General features: G+C 46.3%; 16 protein-coding genes. 6 read left to right on the top strand and 10 right to left on the bottom strand.

Annotation, left to right across the window (positions count from 1 at the left end):
• The first annotated feature begins 329 nt into the window (after positions 1-329).
• From J2128_RS10235 to J2128_RS10225, 3 genes are all read left to right on the top strand, one after another.
• Entirely contained in the window at positions 330-923 is a 594-nt protein-coding gene (locus J2128_RS10235; protein WP_209691253.1) for an HdeD family acid-resistance protein, read from the top strand.
• Positions 924-1,130: 207 nt separating this feature from the next.
• Entirely contained in the window at positions 1,131-2,420 is a 1,290-nt protein-coding gene (locus tag J2128_RS10230) for a uracil-xanthine permease family protein (protein ID WP_209691251.1), read from the top strand.
• A 121-nt stretch (positions 2,421-2,541) separates the two neighbouring features.
• The gene (locus tag J2128_RS10225) at positions 2,542-2,856 is read left to right on the top strand and encodes a DUF5658 family protein (protein WP_209691249.1); all 315 of its coding nucleotides are present in this window, start codon (positions 2,542-2,544) and stop codon (positions 2,854-2,856) included.
• Between the two features lie 60 nt (positions 2,857-2,916).
• On the opposite strand, the gene J2128_RS10220 is transcribed toward J2128_RS10225, so the two are convergent.
• Positions 2,917-3,693 (bottom strand): V4R domain-containing protein, encoded by a 777-nt coding sequence (locus J2128_RS10220; RefSeq protein WP_209691247.1) that lies wholly within the window; start codon positions 3,691-3,693, stop codon positions 2,917-2,919.
• A gap of 95 nt (positions 3,694-3,788) precedes the next feature.
• Here J2128_RS10220 and J2128_RS10215 point away from each other — a divergent pair, with 95 nt between their 5' ends.
• Positions 3,789-5,006: an FprA family A-type flavoprotein gene (locus tag J2128_RS10215; protein ID WP_209691245.1), complete on the top strand. Its 1,218-nt coding sequence runs from the start codon at positions 3,789-3,791 to the stop codon at positions 5,004-5,006.
• 388 nt (positions 5,007-5,394) lie between these two features.
• Positions 5,395-6,105, top strand: a complete 711-nt coding sequence (locus tag J2128_RS10210; protein WP_209691243.1) for a hypothetical protein — start codon at positions 5,395-5,397, stop codon at positions 6,103-6,105.
• 22 nt (positions 6,106-6,127) lie between these two features.
• On the opposite strand, the gene J2128_RS10205 is transcribed toward J2128_RS10210, so the two are convergent.
• Genes J2128_RS10205 through J2128_RS10170 form a run of 8 tightly spaced genes read right to left on the bottom strand, consistent with a single transcriptional unit; the run spans position 6,128 to position 13,990 of the window.
• Positions 6,128-7,120: a chorismate synthase gene (locus J2128_RS10205; RefSeq protein ID WP_209691241.1), complete on the bottom strand. Its 993-nt coding sequence runs from the start codon at positions 7,118-7,120 to the stop codon at positions 6,128-6,130.
• The gene (aroE, locus tag J2128_RS10200) at positions 7,117-8,553 is read right to left on the bottom strand and encodes a shikimate dehydrogenase (RefSeq protein ID WP_209691239.1); all 1,437 of its coding nucleotides are present in this window, start codon (positions 8,551-8,553) and stop codon (positions 7,117-7,119) included. The genes J2128_RS10205 and aroE overlap by 4 nt, the downstream gene beginning before the upstream one ends.
• Positions 8,487-9,758 carry a 3-phosphoshikimate 1-carboxyvinyltransferase gene (gene aroA, locus J2128_RS10195; protein ID WP_209691237.1) on the bottom strand — a complete coding sequence of 424 codons (1,272 nt, stop codon included), beginning with the start codon at positions 9,756-9,758 and terminating at the stop codon, positions 8,487-8,489. Before aroA ends, aroE begins: the two co-directional genes overlap by 67 nt.
• A 5-nt stretch (positions 9,759-9,763) precedes the next feature.
• Positions 9,764-10,567 carry a prephenate dehydratase gene (gene pheA / locus J2128_RS10190; protein WP_209691235.1) on the bottom strand — a complete coding sequence of 268 codons (804 nt, stop codon included), beginning with the start codon at positions 10,565-10,567 and terminating at the stop codon, positions 9,764-9,766.
• Complete coding sequence (locus tag J2128_RS10185; protein ID WP_209691233.1) at positions 10,564-11,403, bottom strand: prephenate dehydrogenase/arogenate dehydrogenase family protein; 840 nt, start codon at positions 11,401-11,403, stop codon at positions 10,564-10,566. The genes pheA and J2128_RS10185 overlap by 4 nt, the downstream gene beginning before the upstream one ends.
• A 6-nt stretch (positions 11,404-11,409) precedes the next feature.
• The gene (locus tag J2128_RS10180) at positions 11,410-12,399 is read right to left on the bottom strand and encodes a 3-dehydroquinate synthase II (protein WP_209691231.1); all 990 of its coding nucleotides are present in this window, start codon (positions 12,397-12,399) and stop codon (positions 11,410-11,412) included.
• Positions 12,400-12,410: 11 nt separating this feature from the next.
• Positions 12,411-13,190, bottom strand: a complete 780-nt coding sequence (locus tag J2128_RS10175; protein ID WP_209691229.1) for a 2-amino-3,7-dideoxy-D-threo-hept-6-ulosonate synthase — start codon at positions 13,188-13,190, stop codon at positions 12,411-12,413.
• A gap of 2 nt (positions 13,191-13,192) precedes the next feature.
• Positions 13,193-13,990, bottom strand: a complete 798-nt coding sequence (locus tag J2128_RS10170) for a 2-amino-3,7-dideoxy-D-threo-hept-6-ulosonate synthase (protein ID WP_209691227.1) — start codon at positions 13,988-13,990, stop codon at positions 13,193-13,195.
• Between the two features lie 239 nt (positions 13,991-14,229).
• Here J2128_RS10170 and J2128_RS10165 point away from each other — a divergent pair, with 239 nt between their 5' ends.
• On the top strand, positions 14,230-14,373 hold the full coding sequence (locus tag J2128_RS10165; RefSeq protein WP_209691225.1) for a hypothetical protein: 144 nt from the start codon (positions 14,230-14,232) through the stop codon (positions 14,371-14,373).
• 124 nt (positions 14,374-14,497) lie between these two features.
• Here the strand turns inward: J2128_RS10165 and J2128_RS10160 are convergent, their stop codons facing one another.
• Entirely contained in the window at positions 14,498-15,463 is a 966-nt protein-coding gene (locus tag J2128_RS10160) for a hypothetical protein (protein ID WP_209691223.1), read from the bottom strand.
• Between the last annotated feature and the right edge of the window lie 2 nt (positions 15,464-15,465).

The following is a 15,465-nucleotide window of genomic DNA, read 5'->3' as shown; positions in this document are numbered from 1 at the left end:
TTGTTACAAATTCTCTACATTTTGATAATTGAAAAATTTATCCGGAAAAATCCGTGATAACATCAGCTTTGTTTTTCCGGTGCAGAACTGCAACAGAGTGGCGGAATATATGAAATCAGCCGGCTCTGTGTTATTCCTGACATATTGAATTATATACAATATTTTGTTTTATATAATTTTTCTGCCGGAATATTTTTTTGGTTATTTTGCAGGGGTAAGTCTGCTGATCCGGATGTGGCTTGTTTTTGCAGCCTTTTTATCGTAAAGTCTTTTTAGTATGATGGCTGATAAAGAGTATAACCGGGGATTTACCGGATTTGGAGATTATTATGAGTGAAGAAGTTGATAAGTGTTCATTTTTCGGGTGTTCCACAAATTTCACCCCTGCATGGTGGACATTTGTTCTTTTAGGGATTTTGGCAATTGTTGTCGGAGCCATCGCCTTTTTATGGACTCCTATGTTTATACTGTTCGTAGGCATGTTTATCGGAATTATGGTAATAATCTACAGCGTTATGACCATAGTCCAGGGAATAAAGAGCAAGGAAGGGGCAGGAGCATCGGCTGCGCTTATCCTTCTGGGAATACTTGGCGTAATTATAGGATTTTTCGTAGTTTCAAGCCTGTTTTCAGCATGGCTTCTTGTCACATACCTTATTGCGATATGGGCATTTCTGGCAGGATTTACGAATATCTGGATGGCATTTTCAGGTAATGCCGGAACAGGCTACAAAATTCTTCTGTTGATTGCGGGAATTATCGCCCTGATACTCGGGTTCTATGTCATGGTGTTTCCGGTCATGGCAACGGATGTAGTAGTTCAGGTATTTGCGCTGTTCAGCATGGTTTGGGGAGTTGTTCTTGTGATTACAGGACTTACAACCAGAAAAGTTCCAGTGACCGCAGAGGCGCCGGTGGCCTGAAAAAAAGTCGGAAATCTGATTTACGAAAATGATTTCGGGAGAGTTGTCTCTTCCGAATACAGATGATTAAACATTTTTTATTTTTTGCCAGGAATGTATCGCATTCGCCCTGACAAGCATTATTCATAGGTTTTTTCTCACTTTTCTGATTCTCTTAAAATCACCAGTTTTATTTCTCTTATTATTCAAATTTAATAAGTAGTCTGAATGAATTTTAAATATGGAACCGATGATGTTCCGCCTCCTGGTTATCTGGTTCAGTCGGGAATCTCGTGGGCGGCCGTTCTTTTGTCGTATGTCGTTATAATAGGCCTTGTCGTTTCAAACCTGCAGTACAGCAGTTTTTCCGATCAGGTCTACTATATACAGAAACTTCTTCTGATGACTGCGTTTGCTGTCATAATTCAGGTAATTGCAGGGCATAGGCTTCCTGTAATATTCGGACCTGCAACAGTTCTCCTTATAGGGATAGTATCATCACAGTCTTTTTCAACTGATGCCGTATATTCTGCTATTATTGTCGGTGGAATCATAGGCCTTTTGGCAGGTGCCTCAGGACTTCTGGTTTATATTGCGCGTCTTTTTACAAAACGTGTCGTTACGGTTGTTTTGATGCTTATTGTTTTCACCATGGTCCCAACACTGGCACAGCTCCTGACAACTGAGTCGGGAGGAACCGGCGCTGCAGGTTCTTTATTATTTGCCTTTATACTGATGCCCTTGATATTTGCGGCAAACAGGTATCTTAAGGGATTTTTTAAAAATACACTTCTTTTATGGGTTATATTAGCCGGAACAGCTGTGTATATGCTGATTTTCCCGTATTCTTTCCAAATTGCGTCCACTCTGCCGCAGGCAGGCATATTTGCAGGATTTACAGGTTCTTTTGTGTTTGAGCCCGGAGTTATGCTCTCATTTGTAATCTGCTACTTTGCACTGATGGTAAACGATATCGGGTCTATTCAGAGTGTATCCGAGATCGTAAAGCCGGCCGAAATGAAAGGAAGGTTTAAGAGAGGTGTCGTTGCAACCGGGATAGTAAACGTCCTTTCTGGTATTTCCGGTGTTGTAGGAGGCGTCAACTACTCTACAAGTGCCGGAATTATCCTTGAAAGCCGCTGTGCCTCACGCTGGACACTTGTTCCGGCGGCCCTGATACTTGCTGCAATCGGTCTTTTTCCGCAGGCAGCGTCTTTAATCTGTGCAATTCCCCCTGTCATCACAGGCTGCCTTCTAATATATGTACTGGCAGCCCAGTTTTCGGCGTCGGTCTCTGTGTTTTTTTCTGATATGAAGGAGAAAGGGTTTGACTTTGATTCAGGAATTATAGTCGGTCTTTCGGTTGCGATGGGAGCAATTGCATCAGCCGTCCCGCAGGACGTTGCGATGAAACTGCCTGTTTTTCTCCAGCCTCTTCTTCCGAACGGCTTTGTAGTTGGCGTCCTGACTGTCCTTGTAATGGAGCACCTTGTATACAGGGGCAGGGATTCGGAATAAGATTCATATGAAGGAAAAGACGGGTTGAATTTTTTTGGCAGGTGCCTTTTTTTGAGATGTTTCTTATGATAAGATAAAATATGCAGTTAAATTTTTTTGCAGGAGACACAATAAGAGAACAATGAATATTTACTGTTTTATTGTCGGGTTTTTGTTTATTGTCCTCTCTGGTCTCCTGGCAATCGACATCCTGACAACGACAGTAATCTTGGATCTCGGGGGTTCGGAGTTAAACCCTGTGATGGACTTTGTAGTGCATGACCCTTATCTTCATTTTCTGGTGAAGCTTTTGTTTGCGGTTTTCGTGATAATCGTTGCATGCCGTGCAGAGCACTTAAAGGAACGCTCGGGGGTCCTTATTATGATCTGTGTATGCACTCTGTTTTTTGTCGTTGCAGCTCACAACATAGCCGTTCTGCTCTCATCAGTTTTCTGAGGCGCCCCGTGAAATATTGCCTGGTAAGTCTTTTTGGGAAGAATCATTGAAAGAAGGGATTTATTCCCTGACCCTTTCTATGACAAACCGGCAGAAAGGGTCTCCCATAGCATAGCAGTTTGTCTCCTTTGCAGTGATGTCCTCTCCTGTCTGAATCGAAAACAGCGCAGAAAGCATGCCTGAATCAAAGTAGCAGGCGGGCCTGTTTATTTTTGGGAGTTCCTGGCATTCATAGCAGTTTCTAACTGTTATAACCCACGGGCCACCCTTTTTTTCTACAGTAATCTCTCCCAGCTCGTTTTTTAAGAAGAAATCGTAGAGATTGTCGAGGAATTTATCCATTGAATCAGCCGAAACCAGTTTTGCAATCTCTTCTCCCGCCATAAAGCCCGCGCTGAAAAGTACGGGTTCGACGTTGACGCCCTTTTGCAGAAGGCTTGTCCTGACCGAATTGAATATCATGCGGAATACGGATGCCGGTCTCATCGGTTCCTGCCCTGTTACGGGAAGGATGCACCTGTAATCCGAAAAAATACTGCTGTCTGACTGCTCGATTGTCCCGAGGTACTCGCAGTCAAGGGATATGTACTTTCGCCTCGCGTCGGTTTCGTCAGTCCTTTCGGCAAGAATTCCGGCATCAATAAGGTCGTGAAGGTGGACCGATATTGTCGACTTCGCTTTGTTCAGCCTTTTTACCAGTTCGTCAAACCTCTGGTCGCCTTCAACGAGAATTTTAAGAATTTCAATTCTTGCCGGGCTGTCAATCACTGTTGTAACGCTGTTTTTTGAAAAAATCATTGCGTCTGGAAATACTGCTGCCTGTTCTGAACTGGTCATCTCTTCTATTCATTGTGATCCGCTAAGTTTTTATAGGTTCTGTTCGTATACAATAGAATGTTAGTAATAATACGAACAATAGGTGAATGAAGAAAATGAAAGCAACAAAACTTGCAGAAGGAGTATACTGGGTAGGAGCAATAGACTGGAACCTGCGTGACTATCACGGTTACACGCTTCCGGGAACTACCTACAACGCGTATCTTATAACGGGGGAAAAGAACGTCCTTATCGACACAACGTATCCCGGCTTTGAAAACCAGATGCTTGAACGCATAAAAGACGTCATTGACCCGTTAAAGATAGACTATGTTGTTGCAAACCACGTCGAAATGGACCACTCCGGTGGTCTTCCGAAGATAACGAAGATGCTTCCCGGAGTTCCAATATACTGCACCCAGCTCGGTGTCGAAGGGTTCGGGCGCCATTATGACACGAAAGACTGGAACTTCCACGTCGTAAAGACTGGTGACACCCTTCCTCTCGGCGGCGGAAAAACACTTGTTTTCGTTGAAGCCCCTATGCTTCACTGGCCTGACTCGATGTTTACATACCTTGCCGAAGATGAGATATTATTCCCGAACGACGCATTCGGACAGCACATAGCATCATCAGAGCGCTTCGACGATGAATTCGGTGTAGATGAAGCGATGAAGCATGCCCAGAAGTTCTTTGCAAACCTGATTATACCGCTCGCACCCAAAGTCCTTAAAAAGCTTGCAGAGGTCACAGACCTTAAGATTGGAATCAAAATGGTCGCACCGAGCCACGGTGTCATCTGGCGCAAAAATGCCGGCGGGATCATACAGGCATATGCCGACTGGTCGCACGGTGTTTCAAAGGACAAGGTGACAATCGTCTATGACACCATGCACGGATCAACGACGAAAATGGCGCAGGCAATCGCCGAGGGTGTAATGGAAGGAGGATGCCAGGTGAAGTTCTGCCTGCTGAAGGACGGGAGGTACGAAGGTGTCCACAGGTCTGATGTGGTGACCGATGTTCTTGACTCAAAAGCCGTTATTGTCGGCTCGTCTACACTTCAGGACGAATACCTGCCGACAGTTGCAGGCTTCATGAGCTATCTCCGCGGCCTTAAGCCCGGGAGGCTTACGCAGAAGAAGAAAGGATTTGCATTCGGCTCTCACGGCGGTCACGGCGGAGCGGTAAAACTTATCGATGCCGACCTGAAAACCGCGGGAATCGAGATATTCCGTGACCCCATCGAAGTTTACTACCGCCCGGACGAGTCAGAGATAAAACTCTGCCATGACGCAGGAAAAGCAATAGCAGAAGCTGTAAAAACAAAGTAAACATCGTATAACCTCCTGACTGAAAAGACCAAAAAAGCACGGGCACCGTTTGCACAATCCCCTCCAAAAAGGATTTTTCAGTCAAAAAGTAGATCAAAGCCCCGGATAAGAACTTTTCCAGGCGGCAAAAAATAAAGGTGAAGTGAAAAAATACAATCCGGCAATCAGACATCAGTTAAGATCAGGAAGACAGATAAGAATAGTCATAACACAAATCCCATATAAAAAATCCCAAAAATATTTTTTTCCTTCCTCCAAAACAAGACATCAATGCCATAGCAACCTTTTAAATTTTTTTGGTCCCTTATTTTACCGGGGTATTATACTGAAAAACCAGTACTTCGGAGATGTCAGGGACCTGTTCAAATATGACATCATTATGGAGATTATGCAAAAATCGTCAATATTCAGTAATTTCCTGTTTGTCCCGATGCTGACGTGCGACGACGGCACGTCAGACGGTAAAATACTGCCGTGCAAAAACTCCTTAAACGGCAGAAAAAGGCCGGGGTACAACAACAGGGAGCTTATGAAATTCCTGGACGATTCAGCCAAAAAATCCGGTGAAAAAGACTTCATGAGCATTCAGAAATTTTTTTCAGACAAAGGTCTCAAATGCCGGATTTATCCATTTTGTTCTGAAAATAATGAAACCGAAAAAGAAGATTATTTCACCAAGAAGAACCGCCAGGCGTATTTTACAGGTCTCGCAAAAGAATCTCTGAAATCCTCGCTGGTACTTTTTGACCCCGACAACGGCCTTGAAGTGGGAAAAAACACTGAAAAACACCTCTTATATTCCGAGTTAATGTCCGTTTTCAGGCAGACTGGTGACGATTCGGCTGTCATGATATACCAGCATTTCCCGCGTGAAAATCACGAAGTCTACCTTGAAAGAAGGCTTTCAAAACTGGGAAAACTTTCAGGGTGTTCTCCTGTATGTATTTCCGACGGGGAGATAATCTTTTTTTACCTGGCGAAAAATGAAAAAACACGCAAGGAAATTAAAAAAATAATTTTGGACTATTCCGGATTATACAAAGAGAAGTGTTTTTTCAAAGATTTTGATGAAATGCCGCAGAAAACCCCCGGATATTAAAAAATATTGATAATTTTCAGAGTTAGTAGCCTGATATCGAATTCTGCGATAAAATGCAGTCTGCAATGACGAGTGCCGCCATGCACTCCGATACGACAACTATTCTCGGTACAATACAGGGGTCGTGGCGCCCGCCTGTTGAAACCGTCGTTTCACTGCCCGCGACGGTCACACTCTTCTGCTCTTTTTTAATGGAAGGCGTCGGTTTAACGGCAAACCTGACATTTATGTCTTCACCTGTTGAAATTCCTCCTAAAATTCCACCGGCGTGGTTTGAAAGAAACCCCGATTTGTCCATGCAGTCATTGTTTTCCGAGCCAAATTTTTTTGCCGACAAAAACCCGTCTCCTATTTCAACACCTTTTACGGCTCCTATTGACATTATCGCGGATGCAAGGGATGCGTCAAGTTTCCCGAAGACAGGGTCACCGAGTCCTGCAGGACACCCTGAAATCTTTGTCTCAACGATTCCGCCGACAGAATCATTGCTGTTTTTAGCCGAGAGGATTTCGTCCGAAAACTTTTCAGGATCGGTTTCACCGTGAATTTCAAGAATTTTTCCTGAAACAGATATTCCGTCTCTTTCCAGGAGTTTTAGGGCAAGGCCTCCTGCAAGGACCCTTGAAACGGTCTCCCTTCCGGAGCTTCTGCCTCCGCCGCGAAAGTCCCTGGCGCCGTATTTGGACTGGTATGTAAAGTCGGCATGTCCCGGCCTGAAAAGGTTTTCAAGTGTTTCGTAGTCCCCACTTTTCTGGTCTTTGTTGAATACGGCCATTGCGACCGGCATGCCTGTCGTCTTTCCGTTGAAAATGCCTGATAGAATTACAGGATTGTCCTCCTCTTTTCTAGGTGAAGACAGAGGGCTTAAACCAGGCCTTCTTCTTGCAAGAAGCGGGAGAAGGTCATTTTCGGAGAATTTTATTCCGGGCGGGCACCCGTCGACTACTACACCGAGGGCGTTTCCGTGGCTTTCCCCGAAGGTCGTGCACCTGAAAAACCTTCCGAACGTGTTCATCCGAGAATCTCCCTGATTTCAGACGGCAAAACCCGTATCCCGAACATCCTGAAGAACTGCTCTTCCGCCTGGTAGACGAACATCTCTTTGCCGTATATGCACGTGCACCCGACTTCCTTCGCCTCTCTTAAAAGCCTTGTTTCAGGAGGTGTGTAGACTGCATCAAAAACCATCATTTCCGGCTTAAATACACTTTTATCTACCAGAGTGTCGTTGCCCTTCATCCCGACAGGGGTTGTGTTTATTATAAGGTCAGGGTTCAGGCTTTTGAGCATATCAGGAGTCCCCCACTTGTAGCCGTTTTCGAGTGCAAGTTTTTTCGCCCTCTCCCCGGTCCTGTTGAGTATATATACATCAATATCCGTGTGCTTCAGTGCATATACCGCACCTCTTGCAGCACCTCCCGCACCAAGAATTACGGCAAGTTTAGGTTTAATCCAGGAATTTTCAAGAGGTCTTAAGATGCCGACCCAGTCGGTGTTGCACCCTAAAAGGTTGTCGCAGCAGTCGACAACAGTGTTTGCAGCTCCAAGGGCTTTTGCATGCCTGCCCCTCCTGTCCACGAACTTAAGCATGTCCTCCTTGAAAGGTATGGTCACGCTTATTCCGCGGAGCCCTGCCTTTCTGAATGCACCGGCTGCCTTTTCCGCCGATTCCGTTTCAAGATAGGTATAATGACCGCATATCCCGTATCTTTCAAAGAGAGTGTTGTATATAAGAGGGCTTTTGCTGTGCCCGCACGGGTTTCCCGCTATTGCGCAGATGTGTCCTCCCGGGTGCTCTTCAAGAAAACCTGTAAGTTTTTCCATTGCACCATCAGGCATTTTAAGTCCCGAAAAAACACCGGTTATTGTCCTGACCCTGGTTTTTGCTTTTTTTTCGCTCAGAAAGGCCCTGCAAGTAATATCATCGCATATTTCGTCAGGGTCTCCGGACGCGTCTATGCAGGTGTCGGAAGTCCTTGCATAGTGTGCGTACCTTTTTCTGATAAGGTATTTCACTTCGTCGTCTGGTTCATTGTCAGTCAGGGCCGGTCTGTCGCTTCCTGAAATTCTCATGTAGGAAGTTTTCGGGTCGACGTCTAAGAAGACGACATATGAGTGTCTCCTGAGATTTTTGACATTTTCATTATCCAGAACCGCCCCGCCGCCTGTAGAGATTACGCAGTCCTTTTCGGGTAGTTTTCCAATAATGTCTTTTTCAAGTTTTCTGAAGTGTTCCTCCCCGTATTCGGAGAATATCTGCGGGATGTCTATTCCTGAAGCCTTTTCAATTTCGGTATCGGTGTCGATGAATTCAACACCGAGTTTTTTTGAAAGGATCTTTCCTATTGTGCTCTTTCCTGCTCCGCGAAAGCCTGTAATCACTATTCTTCTAATAGTCCTGCCCTCCTTAATTCGTCCCAGAAACCCGGAAATGACTTTGAGACGCATTCGGAACCCTTTACCGTGACACCGCCTGTCCCAAGCCCTATGATTGCGGAGGACATCGCGGTCCTGTGATCATCATTAGGGTCTGCGGCAAATCCGTGCACCTCTCCCGGTGTTATCGAGATGGAGTTTTCACCCGCCTCGAATCCGCACCCTGATTTGACTACCATATCTTCAATCGCATCAATTCTGTCGCTTTCTTTGTATTTAAGGTGGGAAATGCCGTTTATTACCGTCTTTGTAGATGCGAAAGCCGCAACGGCACAGAGAGTCTGAACTGTATCAGGACATGATGTCATATCAGCCGCAACACCTTTGATGCCGCCGTCGCACTTAACGGTTACGGAATTCTTCCCTTTTGAGATTTTGCATCCCATATCGTGCAGGGCAATCAGAAAAGCCCTGTCACCCTGCACTGACTCCGTGTTTAAATTGTTTACTTTGATTTTTCCCCCGCATACGGGGGCTATTGCAAAAAAGTACGAGGCAGATGAATAGTCGCCTTCGATTGTGTAGTCCGTTGCATTGTATACGGACTGGGAGACGTGCCATGTCCTGTCGGGGGTAAGGTATACGTTTGCGCCGAATTTACGCATGATATCGGTTGTAATGTCCACGTAAGAACGCGAGACGACACTTCCCTTAGGCATTATGTCAACGGGGCTGTCGGCGTATGGTGAGCACAGCATAACCGATGAAACGAACTGGCTGCTCTTGGATGCATCTATTATGATTCTTCCTCCCCGGAGTTCTCCTGATATCCTGAAGGGAGGATATCCTGTCATGCCCAGAAATTTGATATCCGCACCGGCCTGCTTCAGTGCATCGCAAAGTCCTTTCGCAGGCCTTTGTTTCATACGTTCCGAGCCTGTAAGCGTTATCTTTGAAGGGGACAAAAGTGCAAACGTTGCGAGAAGTCTTAAAGACGTGCCTGAGTTTCTGCAGTCTATTGTGACGTCCCCCATATCGGGAAGGACACCGCCACAACCTTTTACGATGACGCATTCGTTGCACTGCATTATCTCAATGCCAAGTTTTTTTAAGGCCTCTGTTGTAACATCTATGTCGTCTGCGACAAGGGGTTTTCTTATAACAGATGTCCCCTGTGCGAGTGCCGCCGCGATAAGGGCCCTGTGAGTATAGCTTTTTGAAGGGGGTGCTGTAAATTCCGCTGAGACATTCTTCTTTTTTGCAATATTTATATCCATATTTTTTATAACTCCTTTCTGCTGTAGCATCCGAGTTCTTTTAAAACTGTGACTGTCTTTAATTCCGATATCGCGTCCCTGCAGTTTTCGCCGGTTTCAAAGTCGATGAAAAAGACGTACCTTCCTATGCCGTCCTTTGACGGCCTGGATTCAATCCTTGTTAGGTTTATGTTTTTGCGGGCGAAAATCTCCAGGATGCCGTATAAAAGACCGGGACGGTTTTCTTTAGGAATAATGACAATGCTGCACTTTTCAGGATTTTCAGGTAACGTGCCTTCTGCTGAAATTTCCAGAAATCTTGTGGTATTGTTTCCCGAATTCTGTATATCTTTTTTTAGAACAGGCAGGTTATATAATTTCGCTGCGGTTTCTGTTGTTACAGCGGCGGAATTTGCGGTCGTCTTTGCCTCTTTTGCGCTTTGTGCGTTGCTGCTTGTATGAATTACGGGAATGTTTTCCAGTTTCTCCAGGAATATGCTGCACTGTTCATGAGACTGCGGGTGCGTATATATGACCGAGATATCTTTATGGCTGCACCCGGAGACGAAGAGGTGGTGTATCGGCATATAGTATTCGGCAAAAATTCTGCATTCAGAGGTCATAATTGCGTCAAGAGTTTCTCCTACACCCCCGGCCTCGCTGTTTTCGACGGGGACGATTCCCCTGACACCCTTTGTTTTTCTGAGACAGACCTCCCTGAAGACGTCTTTAATCGTCGGGAAAAGAAGGACCTCCTCGTCTTTTCTTTTTATCTTTTCGGCAAGCTCATGTGAAAACGTGCCTTTTGGTCCGAGTGCTGCTATAGTCATCTTCTGCCTGCCAGTGTATCTATGAGAAGGTCGGTGTCTTTTGTAGCCTGCGGGATGACGTTTTCGAACACTTTCCTGTTTTCACTGAAAAAAACTGTGAACCTGTCAATGTCCTTTGATTTTACGATTTCCTGTAATTTCTCTGCGGATTCCAGGAATTTTTCCATAACATCTTCACTCTGCGGGTTCTGCTGCAGGATGTCCGCGTAAAGGGCAGGGTCCTGGCCGAGTATTCTTCCGATAAGGCCTGTTTCTATCCTGTATACCGGACTCATTACCGGCAGCAGTTCATCCGGAGATATGCCTGTCTTCTTTATGGTCTCGGCAACGCAGAGCGTGGAAAAATGGACAAGCCCCTGTACGATGCTCATGACTTTGTCGTGCTTTTCAGGCGTCATTATACAGACGTCCGCTCCCTGCTTCCTGAATATGTTGTAAAGCACTTCCTGTGTCCTTTCATCGCAGCGTGCCGGAGATGCGACAATTGTCTGTCCCGAGATGCCGGAGACCGAGGGGCCGAACATCGGGTGAAGACCGATTACTTTCGCCTTGGATTTAAGCATCGCCCTGACAGGCTCCGTTTTAAGCGATGTGAAATCGCACAAGAGCTGTTCATCGTTTAGAAGCGGGGCAATTTCCCCGATTACTCTTACTGTATCATGAATGGGGACGGATACTATTACGATATCGCAGGTCAGGGCGATCTCTTCGTTTGAAACAGGAGTGTTTCTGCCCGAGCATGTCACGCTGTACCCGGCCGCTTCAAAAACGCCGGAAAAAAGGCGCCCCATCCCGCCGAAGCCGCCTATTATGCCTATAACAACTCCACTGTCCATAGGTCTTCATTTCTCAAGTATCGTCTCTTCTACGGAGTGCCCAAAGTGTCTTCCGCCTGATTCAATACGCCCGAGGACTTTGTCGCCGGGTTTTATGTCGACGACGGACACAGCTTTTTTGTCCTCTCCGACGAGCCTTATGGTCTCGGCGTTCTGGAGTACCAGAGATAGTCTGCTGTCGCCTGATTCCGCTTCCACCAGTAGCAGCGGGCGGCTCTCTATCTTTACCCTGCCTACCGTCACCTCTCTTGTGTTTCCGGATGAGCCGGCGATAAGTACGCGGTCTCCCGCCTTAAGCTCTGAAAGGTATGACGTTTTTCCGTCAGCCATCAGGGCGTATGCGTGGACGGCGCCTGCGTTGACCCTGAAGGGCCTTGGTGCAACGTAGGGGTTTTCAAGAGTTTCTGCATGCACAAGCAGAAAAGACGACGATGTATTGCCGACCATCATGCCTTCTCCGTCTTTCATAAGAGAGCACGTATCGACGCATACCCGGTCGCCCATTCCTGCCGGAGTCACTGATTTTATCGTAAACGACGAAAGCTGAAGTTTTATTCCGGAGCCCCTGACCATTTCCGAGACTTTCTTTATTACGGCGGGGTCTTTGTTTTTGAGGACTATCCCAAAGACGCCTTTTTCAAGGACACCGATAGCCATTGCCGCCTCGTTTTCATCCGAAACGCCTGCGATTATTTTGTCGGACTGTGCGACGAGGTTTTCCAGCGGGATGACCGTCCAGTCGGTAGTCCTGACGATTACATAGCCTTTTTTCGAAAGTGAAACCGCTTTGTCTTCCGTTATCCTGTCTTTGAGGAGGACTTCGTAGACGTCCTTTCCGGGCACAAGGTCACCGTTTTTTGCAATTGTTTTTATCCTGCCGAGCTCCTTCACCCTGTGCGCATCGTCAGTCAGTATTGCGTCCGCACCGCTTTCTATTGCGGCTGTTGCAGCGTCCTTGTCCCAGTCGGTCAGGTCGACCCATAACTCTTTTTTCATCGTTTTTAACCTCAGGCTTTTAATACGTCTTCGGGGTTTGATTCGTCATGCACAACGCTGCAGAGGGCCTTTATGAACTCTTTCGGGTTTTCCCTCTGGAATGAGTTCCTACCGAGTGCGACGCCTGCGGCACCTGACAAAACGGCTTCCTTCACGACTTTAAGGGTCTCCAGGTCGCCGGCCTTTTCTCCGCCTGCGACTATTACAGGGACCGAACATGCCGACGTTATCCTTTTGAACGATTCCGCATCTTTCGTGTAGCTTGTCTTTATTATATCTGCACCGAGCTCCTCTGCGACCCTTACGCAGTGCCCGATTGCATCCGGAGACTGCGGGTCTATTCCTTCTCCTCTCGGGTAGATCATGATAAGAAGAGGCATTCCCCATTTCGTGCACTCCTTTGATACGGCTCCGGCCTCCTCTATCATTCTCGATTCGTGTGCAGCACCGAGGTTTATGTGGATTGAGACCGCATCGGCGCCGAGTGCTATGGCCTCCTCAACGGTGCAGACCATGACCTTGTCGTCCGGGTCGGGATTCATTGACGTGCTCGCGGAGAGGTGGACGATAAGCCCGATATCGCGGCCGTGTTTCCTGTGGCCAGCCTTCACCATTCCCTTGTGCATTATTATCGCGTTCGCACCGCCGTCGGAAATTTCGCCGATAATTTTTGGCATGTCCTCAAGCCCCTTTATCTGGCCGAGCGTAAACCCGTGGTCGAGCGGGATAATGACGGTTCTTTTTGTGTTTCTGTTCATTATCCTTTCGAGTCTGATCTCTTTTCCTATCATTTTCACGCATCTTCTTTCAGGATTTCCATGGCCTCTTCGGCCGTCTTTCTTTCATGGACTATCATAGTCGCAGCCCTCACGAACCTGTCGGGGTATTTGTGCTGGAATGCGTTTCTTCCGATTGAAACGCCTGCCGCACCTCCTTCCATTGCACCTTCGATTATTTTCATCGTCGAGTAGTCGTCGGTCTTGGACCCGCCTGCAATAACTACCGGGACGTGGCATCCTTCGGTGACTTCCCTGAACGAGTCGGGGTCTCCGGTGTATACCGTCTTTACGATGTCAGCTCCGAGCTCTGATCCTACACGTGCCGCGAGTTTTATCGATTCTGTCATGTTCTCGCCGTTAATCTTTTTTCCGCGGGGGTACATCATCGCAAGAAGAGGCATTCCCCATTCTATGCATTCTATTGCAACCCTGCCGAGGTCGGAGAGCATGTTCGCCTCGTTTTCCGCTCCGATGTTTACGTGTATAGAGACACCGTCGGCACCCATTTTGAGTGCGTTCTGCACGGTATTTATGATGACCTTGTTGTTCGGGTCAGGCCCGAGGTCGGTGCTTGCCGAGAGATGAAGTATAAGCCCTATGTCAGGCCCTACTTTCCTGTGCCCGTGGAGAGCAAGTCCCATGTGTCCTATGACGGCGTTTGCACCTCCCTTTGCAACAAGGTCGACGCTTCTTTCAAGGTCAATCAACCCTGGTATCGGTCCGCTTGAGACCCCGTGGTCCATCGGGACTATGACGGTTGTTCCTGTGTCACGTTTCATTATCCTTTCAAGTCTTATCTCTTTTCCTCTCATTTTTGTATCCCTTTTTTGCTGTTTTAGCTGCCTTTTTTTGGATTTGTTTTTTGGTGAACGGTTTTACCCGGGTTTTACTGAAAATTAAAAATACATAGCCGTAACTGCACCAAAAAAAATTCCCGTAAAATCTTTTTTTTGTATTTTTCTTATGGAAATTCGTTCCGGTGCAGTTTTCCTACTGTCTAAACCAGAAGTAATAGCTAAAGAAATAGCTAAAGCCAAAGAAAAATCCGAATTTGCGATATGCGAAAAGAAGGCTTCCCCGGACCGGAGGCATCTCTTCATCAAAAAGCGTTTCTTTTTTCAGGAACGGTGCATGGCGCAGGCTCAATGCGACGCTGTCGATCACAGTCGGGCATTCACCACACATGACATTTTAAGTGAACTTAATAAGTGATAAAACCTTCGAAGGATACGGGTGCCGTAGTATTACAGCCTGTGGGATATTTTAAATGATGCCTGTTTTTCCTTCTCCAAAAAATCAGTCAGATTATCTGAAAAAAATTATTTTGAGGTTAGTTCAGCAGGCTCTTCTGACAGTGCGGGGACATACTCTTCAGCACTCATCACGGATTCATTGTTGACAAGGACATTCCCCTTAAAGACCCAGACAGGTTCAAGGTAGTCCTCAGAATAGGCGCCGGCTGTCGTCTGGTACGCAAGATACACTTCATCAAAAGAGACCAGGGAATCCTGGCTGTTCATACCAACAGAGACTCCCCGGGACTTCAGACTTTCAAAAGCTTTGCCGGAGGAAACAACGGGGTACTCCTTATAAGGTTCATAGTCACGCCAGTTGGCGTAATACCCTATGACATCTCCGCCACCGCCGACATAGACTACAAGCTGGGTACCTTCGACTTTCATATCATTAAGACTACGACTGTACCAGACACCGATTTGACTAAAATAAATCTCGTCACCTTTTCCGACAGTGTAGGCATTCTCACGCTCAACTGACGGGTTAACTGCACCATCTGGATAAAGATCTTTTTCCTCCAGGAATTTTGTCGCAATTTCTATTGCCTCTTCATCCGAAGGGAGATACTGTGGTGCGTCCTGATTTTCATTTGGACGATCTTGATCGCAATAGTCTATGGATCCAGAATTTTTTGTTATTGTAAGATAATACCTCAAATCTTCAGACTGAACAGTTGTTTCTCCCCGGAGTGTCCCGGATACATCAAATTTTTTTGCATACTCCAGTGTTACTTCTTTGTTAACAACAGGAGCAACTGTTTTGTAAACCATAACGTTGTCAACGGATTCCTTTGCAGGTGAAGTAAGGACAAGGTTATGCGAAACTCTGCCTGCTACGTTGCTGGATTCGGAAGTAGTTATTGTTGTATTCTGTACAGAACTAACGTTATCATCAGAATTTGTTTCAGACCCCTCAGAATATAAGAAGACAAAACTTCCGATAATTACTATTGCAAAAAGGATTAAAACACCAGTTAATTTAGTTTTCATTT

The sequence above is a fragment of the Methanomicrobium sp. W14 genome (assembly GCF_017875315.1).
Taxonomy (GTDB): domain Archaea; phylum Halobacteriota; class Methanomicrobia; order Methanomicrobiales; family Methanomicrobiaceae; genus Methanomicrobium.
Note: the sequence above shows the minus strand (reverse complement) of the source record. Positions and strands in the feature narration are given on the sequence as shown.

Bases quoted from the DNA above. Each gene is read 5' to 3' on its own strand.
- aroA (WP_209691237.1), bottom strand. From the start codon at position 9,758: ATGGATATAAATATTGCAAAAAAGAAGAATGTCTCAGCGGAATTTACA.
- J2128_RS10180 (WP_209691231.1), bottom strand. From the start codon at position 12,399: ATGAAAAAAGAGTTATGGGTCGACCTGACCGACTGGGACAAGGACGCT.
- J2128_RS10215 (WP_209691245.1), top strand. From the start codon at position 3,789: ATGAAAGCAACAAAACTTGCAGAAGGAGTATACTGGGTAGGAGCAATA.
- J2128_RS10185 (WP_209691233.1), bottom strand. From the start codon at position 11,403: ATGGACAGTGGAGTTGTTATAGGCATAATAGGCGGCTTCGGCGGGATG.
- aroE (WP_209691239.1), bottom strand. From the start codon at position 8,553: ATGCGTCTCAAAGTCATTTCCGGGTTTCTGGGACGAATTAAGGAGGGC.
- J2128_RS10210 (WP_209691243.1), top strand. From the start codon at position 5,395: ATGCAAAAATCGTCAATATTCAGTAATTTCCTGTTTGTCCCGATGCTG.
- J2128_RS10205 (WP_209691241.1), bottom strand. From the start codon at position 7,120: ATGAACACGTTCGGAAGGTTTTTCAGGTGCACGACCTTCGGGGAAAGC.
- J2128_RS10230 (WP_209691251.1), top strand. From the start codon at position 1,131: ATGAATTTTAAATATGGAACCGATGATGTTCCGCCTCCTGGTTATCTG.
- J2128_RS10170 (WP_209691227.1), bottom strand. From the start codon at position 13,990: ATGAGAGGAAAAGAGATAAGACTTGAAAGGATAATGAAACGTGACACA.
- J2128_RS10235 (WP_209691253.1), top strand. From the start codon at position 330: ATGAGTGAAGAAGTTGATAAGTGTTCATTTTTCGGGTGTTCCACAAAT.
- J2128_RS10220 (WP_209691247.1), bottom strand. From the start codon at position 3,693: ATGACCAGTTCAGAACAGGCAGCAGTATTTCCAGACGCAATGATTTTT.
- J2128_RS10160 (WP_209691223.1), bottom strand. From the start codon at position 15,463: ATGAAAACTAAATTAACTGGTGTTTTAATCCTTTTTGCAATAGTAATT.
- J2128_RS10175 (WP_209691229.1), bottom strand. From the start codon at position 13,190: ATGATAGGAAAAGAGATCAGACTCGAAAGGATAATGAACAGAAACACA.
- J2128_RS10225 (WP_209691249.1), top strand. From the start codon at position 2,542: ATGAATATTTACTGTTTTATTGTCGGGTTTTTGTTTATTGTCCTCTCT.
- pheA (WP_209691235.1), bottom strand. From the start codon at position 10,567: ATGACTATAGCAGCACTCGGACCAAAAGGCACGTTTTCACATGAGCTT.